Annotated in this window: 12 protein-coding genes and 1 pseudogene; 11 read left to right on the forward strand and 2 right to left on the reverse strand. The window is 69.5% G+C overall.

The features are described from left to right. Window positions 1–5: 5 nt before the first annotated feature. Genes leuS through LOS78_RS07490 form a run of 4 tightly spaced genes read left to right on the forward strand, consistent with a single transcriptional unit; the run spans window position 6 to window position 5,233 of the window. Entirely contained in the window at window positions 6–2,540 is a 2,535-nt protein-coding gene (gene leuS / locus LOS78_RS07475; protein WP_230377848.1) for a leucine--tRNA ligase, read from the forward strand. Next, the gene (gene lptE / locus LOS78_RS07480; RefSeq protein WP_028711692.1) at window positions 2,527–3,012 is read left to right on the forward strand and encodes an LPS assembly lipoprotein LptE; all 486 of its coding nucleotides are present in this window, start codon (window positions 2,527–2,529) and stop codon (window positions 3,010–3,012) included. The genes leuS and lptE overlap by 14 nt, the downstream gene beginning before the upstream one ends. After that, window positions 3,009–4,037, forward strand: coding sequence for a DNA polymerase III subunit delta (gene holA, locus LOS78_RS07485; protein ID WP_028711693.1), 1,029 nt, complete (start codon window positions 3,009–3,011; stop codon window positions 4,035–4,037). The genes lptE and holA overlap by 4 nt, the downstream gene beginning before the upstream one ends. Continuing rightward, on the forward strand, window positions 4,037–5,233 hold the full coding sequence (locus LOS78_RS07490; protein ID WP_230377849.1) for a TIGR03862 family flavoprotein: 1,197 nt from the start codon (window positions 4,037–4,039) through the stop codon (window positions 5,231–5,233). Before holA ends, LOS78_RS07490 begins: the two co-directional genes overlap by 1 nt. Here LOS78_RS07490 and LOS78_RS07495 read toward each other — a convergent pair. Then, the gene (locus tag LOS78_RS07495) at window positions 5,209–5,796 is read right to left on the reverse strand and encodes a glutathione S-transferase family protein (protein WP_028711695.1); all 588 of its coding nucleotides are present in this window, start codon (window positions 5,794–5,796) and stop codon (window positions 5,209–5,211) included. The genes LOS78_RS07490 and LOS78_RS07495 overlap by 25 nt on opposite strands. Before the next feature lie 121 nt (window positions 5,797–5,917). On the opposite strand from LOS78_RS07495, the gene LOS78_RS07500 reads away from it, so the two are divergent. From LOS78_RS07500 to LOS78_RS07530, 7 genes and pseudogenes are all read left to right on the forward strand, one after another. Then, complete coding sequence (locus LOS78_RS07500; RefSeq protein ID WP_230377850.1) at window positions 5,918–7,162, forward strand: MFS transporter; 1,245 nt, start codon at window positions 5,918–5,920, stop codon at window positions 7,160–7,162. Between the two features lie 213 nt (window positions 7,163–7,375). Further along, window positions 7,376–8,029 (forward strand): annotated as a pseudogene (locus tag LOS78_RS07505) (5'-nucleotidase, lipoprotein e(P4) family). A gap of 213 nt (window positions 8,030–8,242) precedes the next feature. Then, window positions 8,243–9,436 (forward strand): MFS transporter, encoded by a 1,194-nt coding sequence (locus tag LOS78_RS07510; protein WP_028711698.1) that lies wholly within the window; start codon window positions 8,243–8,245, stop codon window positions 9,434–9,436. Then, window positions 9,429–10,475 (forward strand): glycosyltransferase family 4 protein, encoded by a 1,047-nt coding sequence (locus tag LOS78_RS07515; protein ID WP_230377851.1) that lies wholly within the window; start codon window positions 9,429–9,431, stop codon window positions 10,473–10,475. Before LOS78_RS07510 ends, LOS78_RS07515 begins: the two co-directional genes overlap by 8 nt. Continuing rightward, window positions 10,472–11,086, forward strand: a complete 615-nt coding sequence (locus LOS78_RS07520) for a glycosyltransferase family 29 protein (RefSeq protein WP_230377852.1) — start codon at window positions 10,472–10,474, stop codon at window positions 11,084–11,086. Before LOS78_RS07515 ends, LOS78_RS07520 begins: the two co-directional genes overlap by 4 nt. Before the next feature lie 101 nt (window positions 11,087–11,187). Continuing rightward, window positions 11,188–12,210 (forward strand): aspartate-semialdehyde dehydrogenase, encoded by a 1,023-nt coding sequence (locus LOS78_RS07525; protein WP_230377853.1) that lies wholly within the window; start codon window positions 11,188–11,190, stop codon window positions 12,208–12,210. Between the two features lie 104 nt (window positions 12,211–12,314). After that, the gene (locus LOS78_RS07530; protein ID WP_028711702.1) at window positions 12,315–13,967 is read left to right on the forward strand and encodes a DUF4139 domain-containing protein; all 1,653 of its coding nucleotides are present in this window, start codon (window positions 12,315–12,317) and stop codon (window positions 13,965–13,967) included. A 103-nt stretch (window positions 13,968–14,070) separates the two neighbouring features. Here LOS78_RS07530 and LOS78_RS07535 read toward each other — a convergent pair whose 3' ends face one another. Next, the gene (locus tag LOS78_RS07535; RefSeq protein ID WP_028711703.1) at window positions 14,071–14,709 is read right to left on the reverse strand and encodes a 5'-methylthioadenosine/S-adenosylhomocysteine nucleosidase; all 639 of its coding nucleotides are present in this window, start codon (window positions 14,707–14,709) and stop codon (window positions 14,071–14,073) included. Window positions 14,710–14,751: the final 42 nt, after the last annotated feature.

The following is a 14,751-nucleotide window of genomic DNA, read 5'->3' on the forward strand; positions in this document are numbered from 1 at the left end:
TATCCATGCCCTATGATCCCGCAATCAGCGAACCGCGCTGGCAAGAGGCGTGGGAGCAGGCCGATACGTTCCGCGCCGTCCGGGACGAGCGGCCCAAGTATTACGTGCTGGAAATGTTCCCCTATCCCTCGGGGCGCATCCATATGGGGCATGTGCGCAACTACACGATGGGCGACGTGGTGGCGCGGTTCAAGCGCGCGCAGGGCTTTTCCGTGCTGCATCCGATGGGCTGGGACGCCTTCGGCATGCCGGCCGAGAATGCGGCGATGGAGCAGGGCGGCCATCCGCGCGACTGGACCTATGGCAATATCGCCACCATGCGCGGGCAGCTGAAGCCCTTGGGCCTGTCCATCGACTGGAGCCGCGAATTCGCCACCTGCGACGACGCCTATGTCGCCCAGCAGCAGGCGCTGTTCCTGGACATGCTGGAGGCCGGGCTGATCACCCGCAAGTCGGCGCAGGTAAACTGGGACCCGGTCGACATGACCGTGCTCGCCAACGAGCAGGTGATCGATGGCAAGGGCTGGCGCTCGGGCGCAACGGTCGAGCGCAAGGAACTGACGCAGTGGTTCTTCAGGATCTCGGACTATTCGGATGAGCTGCTGACGGCGCTGGACGGGCTGGAGGGCTGGCCGGAAAAGGTGCGGCTGATGCAGGCCAACTGGATCGGCAAGTCGCGCGGGCTGCAATTCCGCTTCGACACCGTGAACCTGCCGGATTTCCCGCAGATCGAGGTCTATACCACCCGCCCCGACACGCTGATGGGCGCGAGCTTCGTGGCGCTGTCGCCGGATCACCCGCTGGTCAAGGCGCTGGCGGCCAGGGATCCGAAGGTCGCGGCTTTCGTCGAGGAATGCCGCAAGATCGGCACGACCGAGGAAGCCATCGAGACCGCGCCGAAGCTGGGCTTCGACACCGGGCTGACGGTGCGCCACCCGCTGGACCCGGATTGGCAATTGCCGATCTGGATCGCGAATTTCGTGCTGATGGATTACGGCACCGGCGCGATCTTCGGCTCTCCGGCGCATGACGAGCGCGACCACGAATTCGCGACGAAATACGGGCTGCCGATCCGCGCCACCTTCGGCGAAAAGGGCATGACGTTGGAACAGGCCGACGCGCTGGTGGCGAAAGCGCCCTATGTGCCGCTGAAATCCGAAACCGTGACCTATGTGCGCGGCTTTGCCGGTCCGGCCGACCAGACCGGCGAGGCGGCGGTGGATGCCGCCATCGCCCATGCCGAGGCCAAGGGCTATGGCGAGGGCGTGACGAAATTCCGCCTGCGCGACTGGGGCATCTCGCGCCAGCGTTACTGGGGTTGCCCGATCCCGGTGGTGCATTGCGCGACATGCGGCACCGTGCCCGAGGCCAAGGCGAATCTGCCGGTGCTGCTGCCGCAGGACGTCAGCTTCGACGTGCCCGGCAACCCGCTGGACCGGCATCCGACCTGGCGCAACGTCACCTGCCCGCAATGCGGCGGCCCGGCGCGGCGCGAGACGGACACCATGGACACTTTCGTCGATTCGTCCTGGTATTACGCCCGCTTCACCGCGCCGCACGCGACGACGCCGACCGAGCGTGCCGAGACCGATTACTGGATGAACGTCGACCAGTATATCGGCGGCATCGAGCATGCGATCCTGCACCTGCTCTATTCGCGCTTCTTCGCCCGCGCCATGGTCAAGACCGGCCACCTGCCGGAAAGCGCCAGGGAGCCGTTCGACGCGCTCTTCACCCAGGGCATGGTCACGCATGAGATCTACATGACCCGGGACGAGCGCGGCCGCCCGGTCTATCACCTGCCCGAGGATGTGGTGGACGGCAAGCTGGCCGACGGCACCGAGGTCGAGATCATTCCCTCGGCCAAGATGTCGAAATCCAAGAAGAACGTCGTCGATCCGGTCAATATCGTCGCCAATTTCGGCGCCGATACGGCGCGCTGGTTCATGCTCTCGGACAGCCCGCCCGAACGGGACGTGGAATGGACCGCCGCCGGGGCCGAGGCCGCGAACCGCTTCCTCGCCCGGGTCTGGCGGCTCGCCGACGAGATCCCCGAGGGCGGGGCCGATCCCGACCTGACCCGCGCCGCGCATCGCGCCATCGACGAGGTGACGAAATCCATCGAGGGCTTCGCCTTCAACAAGGCGGTGGCCAAGATCTATGAGCTGGCAAACAGCATCGGCAAGTCGAGCGCGGGCGGCGAAAGCCGGCGCGAGGCGCTGCGCATCATGGCGCAGCTGATGGCGCCCATGGTGCCGCACCTGGCCGAAGAGATCTGGGCGAAGGCCGGCGGGCAAGGCATGGTGGTCGATGCCGCCTGGCCCAAGGCGGACCCGGCGCTGCTGGTTTCCGACAGCGTGGTGCTGCCGATCCAGATCAACGGCAAGCGCCGGGCCGAGATCGAGGTGCCCAAGGACATGCCCAAGGAAGAAATCGAGGCCATCGTGCTGGCCGACGAAACCGTGCGGCGCTTCATGGAGGGCCAGCCGCCCAAGAAGCTGATCGTGGTGCCGGGGCGGATCGTCAATGTCGTGGTCTAGGCGCAGCGTGATCCTGGCCGGGCTGGCGCTGGCCGCCTGCGGTTTTTCCCCCGTCTACGGGCCGGGCGGCACCGGCGGCAAGCTCTTCGGCAAGGTCCGCACCGCCGATCCCAAGACGCCGGACGACTTCAGCTTCGCCGGCCGCATCGCCGAACGGCTGGGTCCGGATACGGAGGCCCGCTTCCTGCTCGACTACCGGCTGCGCATCGCCGTGGTGCCGCAGGCGATCACCCCCGACGAGGTGACGACCCGCTACGCGCTGAACGGCACCGCCGACTTCGCCCTGACCGAGGCCGCGACCGGCCGCGAGGTGACGCGCGGGCAGGTCAGCAGCTTCACCTCCTATTCCACCACCGGCACCACCATCGCCACCATGGCGGCGGAACAGGACGCGCATGAGCGGCTGGCGCGGATGCTGGCCGACCAGGTGGTGACGCGGCTCTTGGCCGTCCAGCCCGACGCGGTGCCATGATCCTGAAGGGCGCCGAGATCGGACGCTATCTGGCGCGGCCCGATCCGACGCGCCCGGCGCTGCTGATCCATGGCCAGGACGCCATGCGGGTGGCGCTGAAGCGGGCCGAGGCGGTCAAGGCGCTGGTCGGCCCCGGCGCCGAGGAGGAGATGCGCCTGACCCGCATTCCCGGCGCCGACCTGCGCAAGGACCCTGCGGCGCTGCTGGATGCCGTGAAGGCGGTAGGCTTCTTTCCGGGCCAGCGCGTGGTGCTGGTCGATGATGCGCCGGATGCGGCGGCGCCGGCCGTCGCCACGGCCATTGCCGAATGGAAAAGCGGCGATGCGGTGATCGTGGTCGCGGCCGGGAGCCTGGGCAAGTCCTCGGCGCTGAGGAAGCTTTTCGAGCCGCATCCCGCCGCCGTGACCGCGCCGATCTATGACGACCCGCCCGGCGAGGAGGAGGTCGGCCGCTGGCTGCATGAGGCCGGGCTGCGCGAGGTGCCGCGCGACGCGATGCGCGACCTGATGGCGCTGTCCCGCGCCCTCGATCCCGGCGATTTCCGCCAGACGGTGGAAAAGATCGGGCTTTACAAGCATGGCGACCCCGAACCGCTGACGCCCGCCGAGATCGCCGCGCTGGCGCCGGCCACCATCGAGGCCGAGGTCGATGAGCTGATCGACTGCGTGGCCGAGGGCCGGGCGCGCGAATTCGGCACGCTGATGCGGCGGATCGAGGGGCAGGGCATCGCCCCGGTGACGCTGTGCATCGCGGCGCTGCGGCATTTTCGCGGGCTGCATGCCGGCGCCTCGGACCCCGGCGGGCCGGGAGCCGGGCTGTCGCGGCTGCGGCCGCCGGTCTTCGGCCCGCGCCGCGACCGCATGATCCGGCAGGCGCAGGACTGGGGCATGCGGGCGCTGGAGGATGCGGTCCACCAGCTGATCGAGACCGATCTGGCGTTGCGCTCGTCCTCGAAGGCACCGGCCATGGCGCTGATGGAGCGGATGCTGTTGCGGCTTTGCATGATGCCGCGCGGCGGGCGCTGATGCAGGCCCTGGTGATCGGCGCCGGCCCCGCCGGGCTGATGGCGGCCGAGGTGCTGGCCGGGCAGGGCGCGCGGGTCGTCGTGTCCGAGGCCATGCCGACCCCGGCGCGCAAGTTCCTGATGGCGGGGAAATCCGGGCTGAACCTGACCAAGGCCGAGCCGTTCGCGGCGTTTGCGGCGCATTATGGGGGCTCTGCCCCCGTCCTGCGGACTCCCCCGGAGTATTTGGAAAACGGTGAAATCGGGCCTGAGGCGGTGATGGCCTGGGCGCGCGGGCTGGGGGTGGAGCTGTTCACCGGCTCGACCGGGCGGGTGTTTCCGGTCGGGATGAAGGCCTCGCCGCTGCTGCGGGCCTGGCTGGCGCGGCTGGCGGACCTGGGGGTCGAGCTGCGGACGCGCTGGCGCTGGAGCGGTTTTGACGGCGACGGCTGGCGCTTCGAGGCGCCGGGCGGGGTTCAGATCTTGCGGCCGCGGGTCGTGGTGCTGGCGCTGGGGGGCGCGAGCTGGCCGCGGCTGGGCTCGGACGCCGCCTGGGTGCCCTGGCTTCGCGGGAAGGGTGTCGCGATGGTGCCGTTCCGGCCGGCGAACATGGGCTTTCGCGCCGCCTGGTCGGCGCAGATGGCCCGGCATTTCGGCCGGGCGGTCAAGGGCGTGGCGCTGCATGTCGGGGACCGGGTCGGACGCGGCGAATGGGTCGTCAGCGCAGGCGGAATCGAAGGCGGCGGGATCTATGAGGTCGCGGCCGCGATGCGGGACGGGGCCGAGGCTTTCGTCGATCTGGCTCCGGACCTGGCGCCCGAGGAGCTGGCGCGGCGCTTCGCCATGGTGCCGGCGAAGCTGTCGGTCGGCAACCGGCTGCGGCGGGTGCTGGGCGATCCGATCCGCGCGGCGCTGCTGATGGAATGGGGCCGGCCGCTGCCCGCCGAGCCCGAACGGCTGGCCATGCGCGCCAAGGCGCTGCGGTTGCGGCACCAGGGGCCGATGGGCATCGAGCGGGCGATTTCCTCGGCCGGGGGGATCGGTGCCGACAGCCTGACCGATGCGCTGGAGCTGAAGGCGCTGCCCGGCGTCTTCGCCGCCGGCGAGATGCTGGACTGGGAAGCGCCGACCGGCGGCTATCTGCTGACCGGCTGCCTTGCCACCGGGCGGCTGGCCGGGCAGGGCGCCGCCGCCTACCTGGCCGCGGCGCGCAGATAGGCCGGGCGGGCCCGCATGGTCTGGAGGTAATCGGTCAGCCGGTGCTCGGTGATCGGAAAGCGCGCCGTCAGCGCCCAGGTCAGGCAATGCGCCAGGATGATGTCGGGCACCGTCATGCGCTCGCCCATCAGGAAGCCGTCCTCGGCCATGCGATGCACCAGGGTGCGCTGGCTGCGCTCGAATTCCCAGCGCAGGGTGTTCTTGATCGCCGCCAGCCGCATCTCCTCGGGGAGCACGAAGCTGTGGCGCGCCGCCAGCCACAGCGCGGCGTCGAATTCGTCCAGCACGAATTGCGTCAGGCTGTCCTGCCGCGCCCGGTCGAGGCTGCCGGCCGGATGGGTCAGGGCCCCGTGCTTGTCGGCCAGATAGGTCAGGATGGCGGTGGAATCGGTGATGGGCGTGCCGTCCACCACCAGCACCGGCACCTTGCCCGCCGGGTTGAAGGGCCGGACCCCTTCGGTCTGCGGGTTCACCGCGACATGTTCATAAGGCTGGCCGAGTTCCTCGAGCATCCAGAGCACGCGCAGGGCGCGGCTCTTGCCGGTTCCGATCACCTGATACATCGAGTTCCCCGCATCGCCTTGAACCCAAGGCTAACGCCGCCGCCCGATTCAGGCAATCAGCGCCATTGACGCGGCCGCCGCCCGGGCGCAGGAATTGCAGGCTGCGAGAGGGAGGGACAACATGTCCAAGGCAATGCGCGCGCCGCTGTTCACCTCGGTGCTGGTCGGCGGCTCGATCATCCTGCTGATCAATTTCGCCCTGCGGGCCAGTTTCGGCGTCTTCCAGATCCCCATCGCGCAGGAATTCGGCTGGCCGCGGGCCGAGTTCAGCCTGGCCATCGCCATCCAGAACCTGGCCTGGGGCATCGGCCAGCCGATCTTCGGCGCCCTGGCCGAACGCTGGGGCGACCGCTGGTCGGTGATCATCGGCGCCTTCCTCTATTCCGCCGGGCTGATCCTGACGGCCTACGCCACCGACCCGCTGGCCATGCAATTGCTGGAGGTGATGGTCGGCTTCGGCATCGCCGGCACCGGCTTCGGCGTGATCCTTGCGGTGATCGGCCGCGCCGCCAGCGACGAGAACCGCAGCCTGGCGCTGGGGATCGGCACCGCCGCCGGCTCGGCCGGGCAGGTCTTCGGCGCGCCGCTGGCCGAGGCGCTGCTGATGCATTACCCGTGGCAGAGCGTGTTCATCATCTTCGGGGTGATCGTGCTGGCCTGCCTGTTCTTCCTGCCCATGCTGGGCGGCGGCAAGCCCGCCAGCCGCGGCGAGCTGGAAGAGAGCATGGGCTCGGTGCTCAAGCGCGCCTTCACCGACCCGTCCTATCTGATGATCTTTGCCGGGTTCTTTTCCTGCGGCTACCAGCTGGCCTTCATCACCGCACATTTCCCCGCCATGGTGACCGAGATGTGCGGTCCGATCAGCCCGATGGGCACGCTGGCCAGCATCGGCATCACCACCACCTCGGCGCTTGGCGCCGCCGCCATCTCGCTGATCGGACTGGCGAATATCGCCGGGGCAATCTTCGCGGGCTGGCTGGGGAAACGCTATACCAAGAAATACCTGCTGGCCGGGATCTATACGCTGCGCACCATCGCCGCCGCCGCCTTCATCCTGATGCCGATCACGCCGACCAGCGTCATTGTGTTCTCTCTGGTGATGGGCGGGCTGTGGCTGGCCACCGTGCCGCTGACCTCGGGGCTCGTCGCCTATATCTACGGGCTGCGCTATATGGGCACGCTTTACGGCTTCGTGTTCCTGAGCCACCAGCTCGGCTCGTTCCTGGGCGTCTGGCTGGGCGGCAAGATGTATGACATCTACGGCGATTACACCTTGGTCTGGTGGGTCGGGGTCGGGGTCGGCGCCTTCAGCGCGCTGATCCATCTGCCGGTGCGCGAGACGCCGGCGCGGCTGGCCCCGGCCTGACTTGCCGGTTTTTGTTTGACTGGTCAATCAACAAACCCTAGCCTTCGCGGTCAGGCGCAGAAAGCGCCGACGCAGAACAGGGAGAGTTCGATGACCTTCAACCGCCTTGCCCGCCGCCTGACGCTGGGCCTGACCGCATCGGTGCTGATCGCACCCGCCGCCCTCGCGCAGGACGCCGCGCAGATGCCGCAATGCCAGGTCCGGGAATTCGCCATGGGGCTGCGCTATCAGCAGCAATCGGCCGAGGTCCGGGCCCTGCAACTGCAGGCCTTCGCGCTGGCGACCGAACGGCTGGACGCCGCCGTCGCCAAGGCCGACGATCCGGCGAAGCTGGCCGTGGTCACCGACCTGGACGAGACGGTGATCGACAACACCCCGCTTCTGGTGCGCGACATGCAGGAATGCCACCAATACGACAGCTGAGACACCTGGGGCTTCTGGGAGCGCGACGGCAAGCCCACGCTGATCCCCGGCGCCGGGGAGTTCCTCGACCATGCCGACAAGGCCGGGGTGGCGATCTATTACATCTCGGACCGGTTCGGCGAGAACAAGGCCGCGACCATCGCCACGCTGAACGAGCTGGGCCTGCCGCAGGTCTCGGAGGATCACGTGCTGCTTTACGGCACCACCAAGGTCGAGCGGCGCGCCGTGGTCTCGGAGGATCACCAGATCGTGCTGCTGCTGGGCGACACGCTGCACGATTTCGACGGCGTGTTCCACAAGGCCGATACCGCGACCAAGCGCGAAAAGGTGGACGAGAACCGGGCGCGTTTCGGCGCGGACTGGATCGTGCTGCCCAACGCCACCTATGGCGAATGGAGCGAGGCGCCCCTGACCGCCTGGGATGCCGAGCTGAAGACCGAATAGCAGCCGAAGCCGGCCGGATCGCGCCGCGGTCTCCGGCGGCCCCTTCCGCCCGGCCCCGGCGATGCGGCCCCGGGCGGGCATAGGCAGGCGCGGGCGGGCGCGGCCTCATGCGGCGGGCGCGCTGCGCGCCGCGGCAAATCCGTCGCGCGGCCCATTGCGCCCCGCCGGGCAATCGGCAAGTCTCGGCCCCGGCAGGGCTAAGGGGGGCGGTTCATGCGCGCATTGTGGTCGGCGGGGATCGTCAGCCTGATCCTGGCCTATATGCTCAGCCAGTTCTATCGCGCCTTCCTGGCGGTGCTGTCCCCGGTCCTGCAGGCCGAGCTGGGCGCGGGACCCGAGGATCTGGCGATCTCGTCGGGGCTGTGGTTCCTGACCTTCGCCCTGATGCAGCTGCCCATCGGTGGGGCGCTGGACCGGATCGGGCCGCGCTGGACGGTCGCCGCGCTGCTGGCGCTGGGAGGCGCGGGCGGGGCGGCGGTCTTTGCGCTGGCGCAGGCGGCCTGGCATCTGCATGTCTCGCTGGCGCTCATGGGGATCGGCTGCGCGCCGGCGCTGATGGGCAGCTATTACATCTTCGCCCGCAACTATCCCCCGGCGCTGTTCGGCACGCTGGCCGGGGCGGTGGTCGGCTTCGGCTCGATGGGCAACATCCTGGGCGCCGCACCGCTGGTCTGGGTGATCGAGGCCATCGGCTGGCGCCAGACGCTCTGGTCGCTGGCGGGGATCACGCTGGCGGTGGCGCTGGCGATCCTGGCCTTCACCCGCGACCCCGAGCGGCTGGCGGCAGCGGCCCCGCGCGGCTCGCTGGCCGAGCTTCTGCGGCTGCGGCCGCTGTGGTTCATCCTGCCGCTGTTTTCGGTCAATTACGCCGCCTCGGCCGCGATCCGGGGCCTCTGGGCCGGGCCCTACATGGCCGAGGTGCATGGCGCCTCGGACCAGCTGATCGGCCGGGCGACGCTGGCCATGGGCGTGGCCATGGTGATCGGCAGCTTCCTGGTCGGACCGGCGACGCGGCTGGCGGGATCGCTGCGCCGGCTGGCGCTGGTCGCCAACGGCGCGGGCGTGCTGGTCATGGCCGGGCTGTGGCTGTTTCCCGCCGAAAGCGTGCCGCTGTCGGTGGCGCTTCTGGCGCTGGTCGGGCTGTCGGGCGCCACCTACACCGTGCTCATGGCGCATGGCCGCGCCTTTCTGCCGCCGCATTTGGTGGGGCGGGGCGTGACATTCCTCAACATGTTCTCGATCGGCGGGGCGGGGGTGCTGCAATTCGCCTCGCGCCCGGTCTATGGCTGGGCCGCCGCGCAGGGCAGCGCCGCCGAGGCCTATTCCACCCTGTTCCTGTTCTTCCTGATTCCGCTTACGGTGGGGTTCCTGTTGTATTTCCTGACGCCCGAGACCCCCGATGCCTGAAATTGCCGCCGACCGGATCGACGTGGTCGCCCCGAACCTGAAACGCCGCCTGTCGGGCGTGACGGCGACCGTGGTGCGGCTGATCCCGGTGCAGGCGACGATGATCGGCATCGTCGCCACCGGCCCCGGCCTGCCGCCCGGCCTGCCGCATATCCCGCTGGCCCGCGCCGCCAGCCTGCCGCGCGACCGCTGGCGGGTCTGGCATGCGCGCCGCAATACCGAAATGGCGCTGGGGCTGATCCTGCGGCATGTGCTGCGGCGGCGCTATCGCCTGCTCTTCACCTCGGCCGCGCAGCGCCGGCATACCGGCTTCACCCGCTGGCTGATCCGGCGCCAGGACGCGCTGATCGCCACCTCGCCGCAAGCCGCGCGCTATCTCGAACGTCCCGCCACCGTCATCCTGCATGGCGTGAACCTGTCGGTCTTTCACCCCGCCGCCGACCGCGCGGCGCTGCGGGCCGAGCTGGGCTTCGCCCCGGACGACATCGTCATCGGCTGTTTCGGCCGCATCCGGGCGCAGAAGGGCGTCGACCTGCTGGTCGAGGCGGCGCTGCGGCTGTTCCCCCAGCGCCCGCGCGCGAAACTGATCTTCACCGGCCGCGTCACCGCCGACAACCAGGCGTTCTTCGAGGAACAGAAGGCCAGGATCGCCGCGGCCGGCCTCTCGGACCGCATCCGCTTCCTAGGCGAGGTGCCCTGGGAACAGGTGGTGCGCAACTATCAGGCCATCGACCTTTTCGCCGCGCCGGCCCGCTGGGAGGGCTTCGGCCTGACCCCGCTGGAGGCCGCGGCCTGCGGCGTGCCGACCGTCGCCGCCCGTGCCGGCGCCTACGAGACGCTGATCCGCGACGGCGAGACCGGCAGCCTGGTCCCGCGCGAGGATGCCGAGGCGCTGGCCGCGGCGCTGGCGCGCTGGCTGGACGACGATGCCGGGCGGCTGGCGGCGGGGCAGGCGGCCCGCACCCATGTCGAGGCGAATCACGCCATCGAGGCCGAGGCCCGCGCCATCACCGAGGTCTATCGCGGGCTGCTTTCGTGACCCGGCTGGGTTTCCTGGTCGCCCGCACCCTGCGGGACGAATCCGCGTTGCAACGCCTTTCGGTTCCGCAAGCCGGGCTGCTGGCGGCGCTGCGGGACAAGCATGTCGCGCTGGTCGGCAATGCCCGCGCACTGGCCGAGACCGATCACGGCGCGCGGATCGACGCCGCCGATCTGGTGATCCGCATCAACGGCGCGCCGATGCCCTCGGCCGAAAGCCATGGCGGACGTACCGACTGGCTGGCGCTGGCCGTGCGGCTTTCGCAGGCCGACCGCGCCCGCATCGCGCCGGATCGCATCCTGTGGATGTCGCCCAAACGCAAGCGTCTGGACTGGCGGACGGCGACCAGCCCCGGCTTCTACCTGCATCCGCTGGCCGATTATCGGGCGCTGCAGGCCCGGCTGGGCGCCCCGCCCACCACCGGCGCGATGATGATCGACCTGATCGCGCGCTCGCAAATGGCGCGGCTGGACCTGTTCGGCTTCGATTTCTTCGCCTCGCTCTCGCTTTCCGGCCGGCGGACCGCCGACCAGGTTCCCCATGATTTCAAAGGGGAATCCGAGTGGGTGCGGGAAATCATGCTGGCAGATCGCCGGATTCGTCGGCATTAAGCCGAAATCCTGCCAGATCATCGGGCGTTTTGACGAAATCTCGCTTTCCCTTTGCCGCAATACCCCCTATATCGCGGCGTCCTTTGTTGAAGGAGACCCCAATGGGCTACAAGGTCGTTGTCGCCGGCGCCACGGGGAACGTGGGCCGTGAAATGCTGAACATCCTGGCCGAGCGCCAGTTTCCTGCTGATGAGGTTGTCGCTCTGGCTTCGCGCCGGAGCCTTGGCACTGAGGTCAGCTATGGCGACAAGACCCTGAAATGCAAGGACATCGAGGGGTTCGACTTCACCGGCTACGACATCGCGCTGTTCGCCATCGGCTCGGATGCGACCAAGACCTATGCGCCCATCGCCGCCTCGCAGGGCTGCGTGGTGATCGACAACTCCTCGCTCTATCGCTACGACCCCGAAATCCCGCTGGTCGTGCCCGAGGTGAACCCGGACGCGGTCGAGGATTACCGCAACAAGATGATCATCGCCAATCCCAACTGCTCGACCGCGCAGATGGTGGTGGCGCTGAAGCCGCTGCATGACCGCGCCCGGATCAAGCGCGTCGTCGTCTCGACCTACCAGTCGGTCTCGGGCGCCGGGAAAGAGGGCATGGACGAGCTGTGGAACCAGACCAAGGGCGTCTATGTCCCGGGTCAGGAGGTCGAGCCGAAGAAGTTCCAGAAGCAGATCGCCTTCAACGTGATCCCGCAGATCGACGTGTTCATGGACAGCGGCGACACCAAGGAAGAATGGAAGATGGTGGTCGAGACCAAGAAGATCGTCGATCCGGCGATCAAGGTCACGGCGACCTGCGTGCGCGTGCCGGTCTTTGTCGGGCATTCGGAATCGGTGAATATCGAGTTCGAGGATTTCCTGGACGAGGACGAGGCCCGCGACATCCTGCGCGAGGCGCCGGGCGTGCTGGTCATCGACAAGCGCGAGCCGGGCGGCTACTCGACCCCGGTGGAATGCGTCGGCGACTTCGCCACCTTCGTCAGCCGCATCCGCCAAGACGTGACGGTGGAGAACGGCCTGAACATGTGGATCGTCAGCGACAACCTGCGCAAGGGCGCGGCGCTGAACGCGGTGCAGATCGCCGAGCTTCTGGGTAATCGCTGCCTGAAGAAGGGCTGATCCGATAGGGATATCCGAGGGCGCCCCGGCGGGTTCGCGGGGACGCCCTCTTGCATTTCCCGCCTCCCTCGCGGACCTTGGCCGGGTCATGACGAGGGGGTCCGATGCGCCATCTGCTGATTTCCACCGCCATCCTGCTGGCCGGCCCCGCCCTGGCCGACCGTATCGAGACGACAGCGCGCGTGACAGGGGTCACCGTCTATCCCTGGGGCGCCGGCGTCACCCGCGAGGCCAGCCTGGACCTGCCCGCCGGCGCGCATGAGCTGGTGATCCCCGGCATTCCCGAAGGCATCGACCCCGCCAGCCTGCGCATCGCCGCCGAGGGCGCGGTGATCGGCGCGACCGGCTTCCAGCAGGAACGCGCCCTGCCCGAAACCCCGGAAAAATCCCCCGAGCTGCGCGCCGCCGAGGACGAGGTCCGCCGCCTGAAGGCCGCGCTGGCCGAACGCGACGCCGGCGTGGCGGGGATCAAGGCCCGGGCCGAGGCGGCCGAGGACACCATCGCCTTCCTGATGAAGCTGGCCGAATCCGACGCCGCCGGCACCGGCGATATCGCCGCGCTGACCCGCGTGGTGGGCGAGCAGCTGCTGCAGGCGCGCCAGACCGCCATCCGCGCCGGGCTCGAAGCCGAAGCCGCCGATGCGGGACGCGAGGAACTGGCCGAGGACCTGGCCCGCGCCGAGGCCCGGCTCGCGGCGCTGCGCGGCCCGGACGCGGATCGCGGCGCGCTGGTGATCGCCGTGCAGGGACAGGGCCAGCCGGCCCGGATCCGCATCACCAGCCTGACCGATCGCGCCAGCTGGCAACCGGTCTACGACCTGTCCTTGCAGCGCAAGGAAGGCAAGCTGCGGCTGGATCGCGGGTTGCTGGTGCGGCAGGATACCGGCGAGGACTGGCGGGGCGTGCATCTGGTCCTGTCCACCGCCCGGCCGATGGACCAGTCGGCCCCCAGCGAGCTGCAGCCGGATTTCCCCCGCATCGCCGATCCGGGGGCCAAGCTCTACAGCCGCTCGGCCGCGCCGATGGCCGAAGCCGCGATGGATTCGGCCGCCCTGGAATCGATGGAACGCGCCTATCCCGCGGCAGCCCCCGAGTCCGGGATCGCCGGCTCGGCGCTGGCCGGCCTGGTGGGCGAAACCGTGGTCTACGATTATCCGACGCCGGTGGACATGCGCGACGGAGCCGATGCGCTGCGCCTGCCGCTGGATTCGCATGAGCTGGCGCCCGAGATCGTCGCCGAGGCGGTGCCGCGCCGCGACGACAGCGCCTATCTGGTCGCCGACACGGTGAATTCCACCGGCGCGGTGATCCTGCCGGGCGAAGCGACCTTCCACGCCGACGGCGCCATGGTGGGCCGCGGTGCGCTGCAATTGACCGCTGCCGGGGACGAGATGAAGCTGGGCTTCGGGCCGCTGACCGGCATCAAGCTGGAGCGCCGCATCCCCGACGAGATCGAGGGCAACCGCGGATTGATCTCGAAATCCTCGGAACGCCGCGAGACCGCGATCCTGAAGGTGCGGAACCTGACCGGCGAGGAATGGCCGCTGCGGGTGATCGACCGCGTGCCGGTCTCGACCCAGGAAAACCTGCGCGTCGACTGGTCGGCCAGCCCCCAGCCCGATGAAACCGACCCGGACGGCAAGCGGGGGCTGCTGGTCTGGAACGGCAAGATCGCCGCGGGCGAGGAACGCGACATCACCCTGACCACCACGCTGCGCTGGCCCGAGGGGCAGGTGCTGATCCCCGGCGGGGAATAAGCCGCCGGCGCGATCCGGGGCATCGCAGCCGCCTGGCCGCCCGTGCCGGCGGCCGGTGCCCGGCATCGGACGGCCCGCGTTCCGCCGCAGCCGGCCCAGCCGCCTACAGCGCCAGCGCACCGCTTTCCAGCGCCTCGGCCAGCCGGTCCACCGCCGCGGCCAGGCGTTCGTCGACCAGATGCAGGTATTGCGTCCAGTCGGACAGATGCGCCAGCTCCTCGGCCCCGTCGGAAATCCCGCGCAGCCCGATCAGCGGCAGGCGGAAACGCTGGCAGGCGCGCAGCACCGCATAGCTCTCCATGTCCACCATCTCGGCGGCGATCGCATCATAGCCGGGGCCGCTGACGATGCTCGCCCCGGTCGCCAGGCTGGCCGAGGCGATGCCCGGAATCTGCAAGGGCAGCGCGACGCGCACCGGCAGGCCCAGCATCGGCGTCTCGCCACGGGCGAAGCCCAGGGGCGAGGCGTCCATGTCGCGATATTCCAGCGTCGAGACCTGATAGACGCCCAGCTGCTCCAGCCGCCGCGATCCCGCCGAGCCCAGCGACACCACCAGCTCGGGCAGTTCGTCCCGCGCGGCCAGCCGCGACAGCGCCGCGGTCAGCTCGACCGCCGCCTCGACCGGGCCGACGCCGGTCATCAGCGGCGAGATCCGCGCCCGCAGCTGCGGCCCGTATTCCGCATCCAGCGCCATGACGAACAGCACGCGCCGGCCGGCCAGAAGATCGGGACTCGCCGTCATGGCCGCCCCGCCGCGCCAACAGTCCGCCCGAATCTTGCCATG

Source organism: Paracoccus sp. MA (genome assembly GCF_020990385.1).
Lineage (GTDB): Bacteria > Pseudomonadota > Alphaproteobacteria > Rhodobacterales > Rhodobacteraceae > Paracoccus.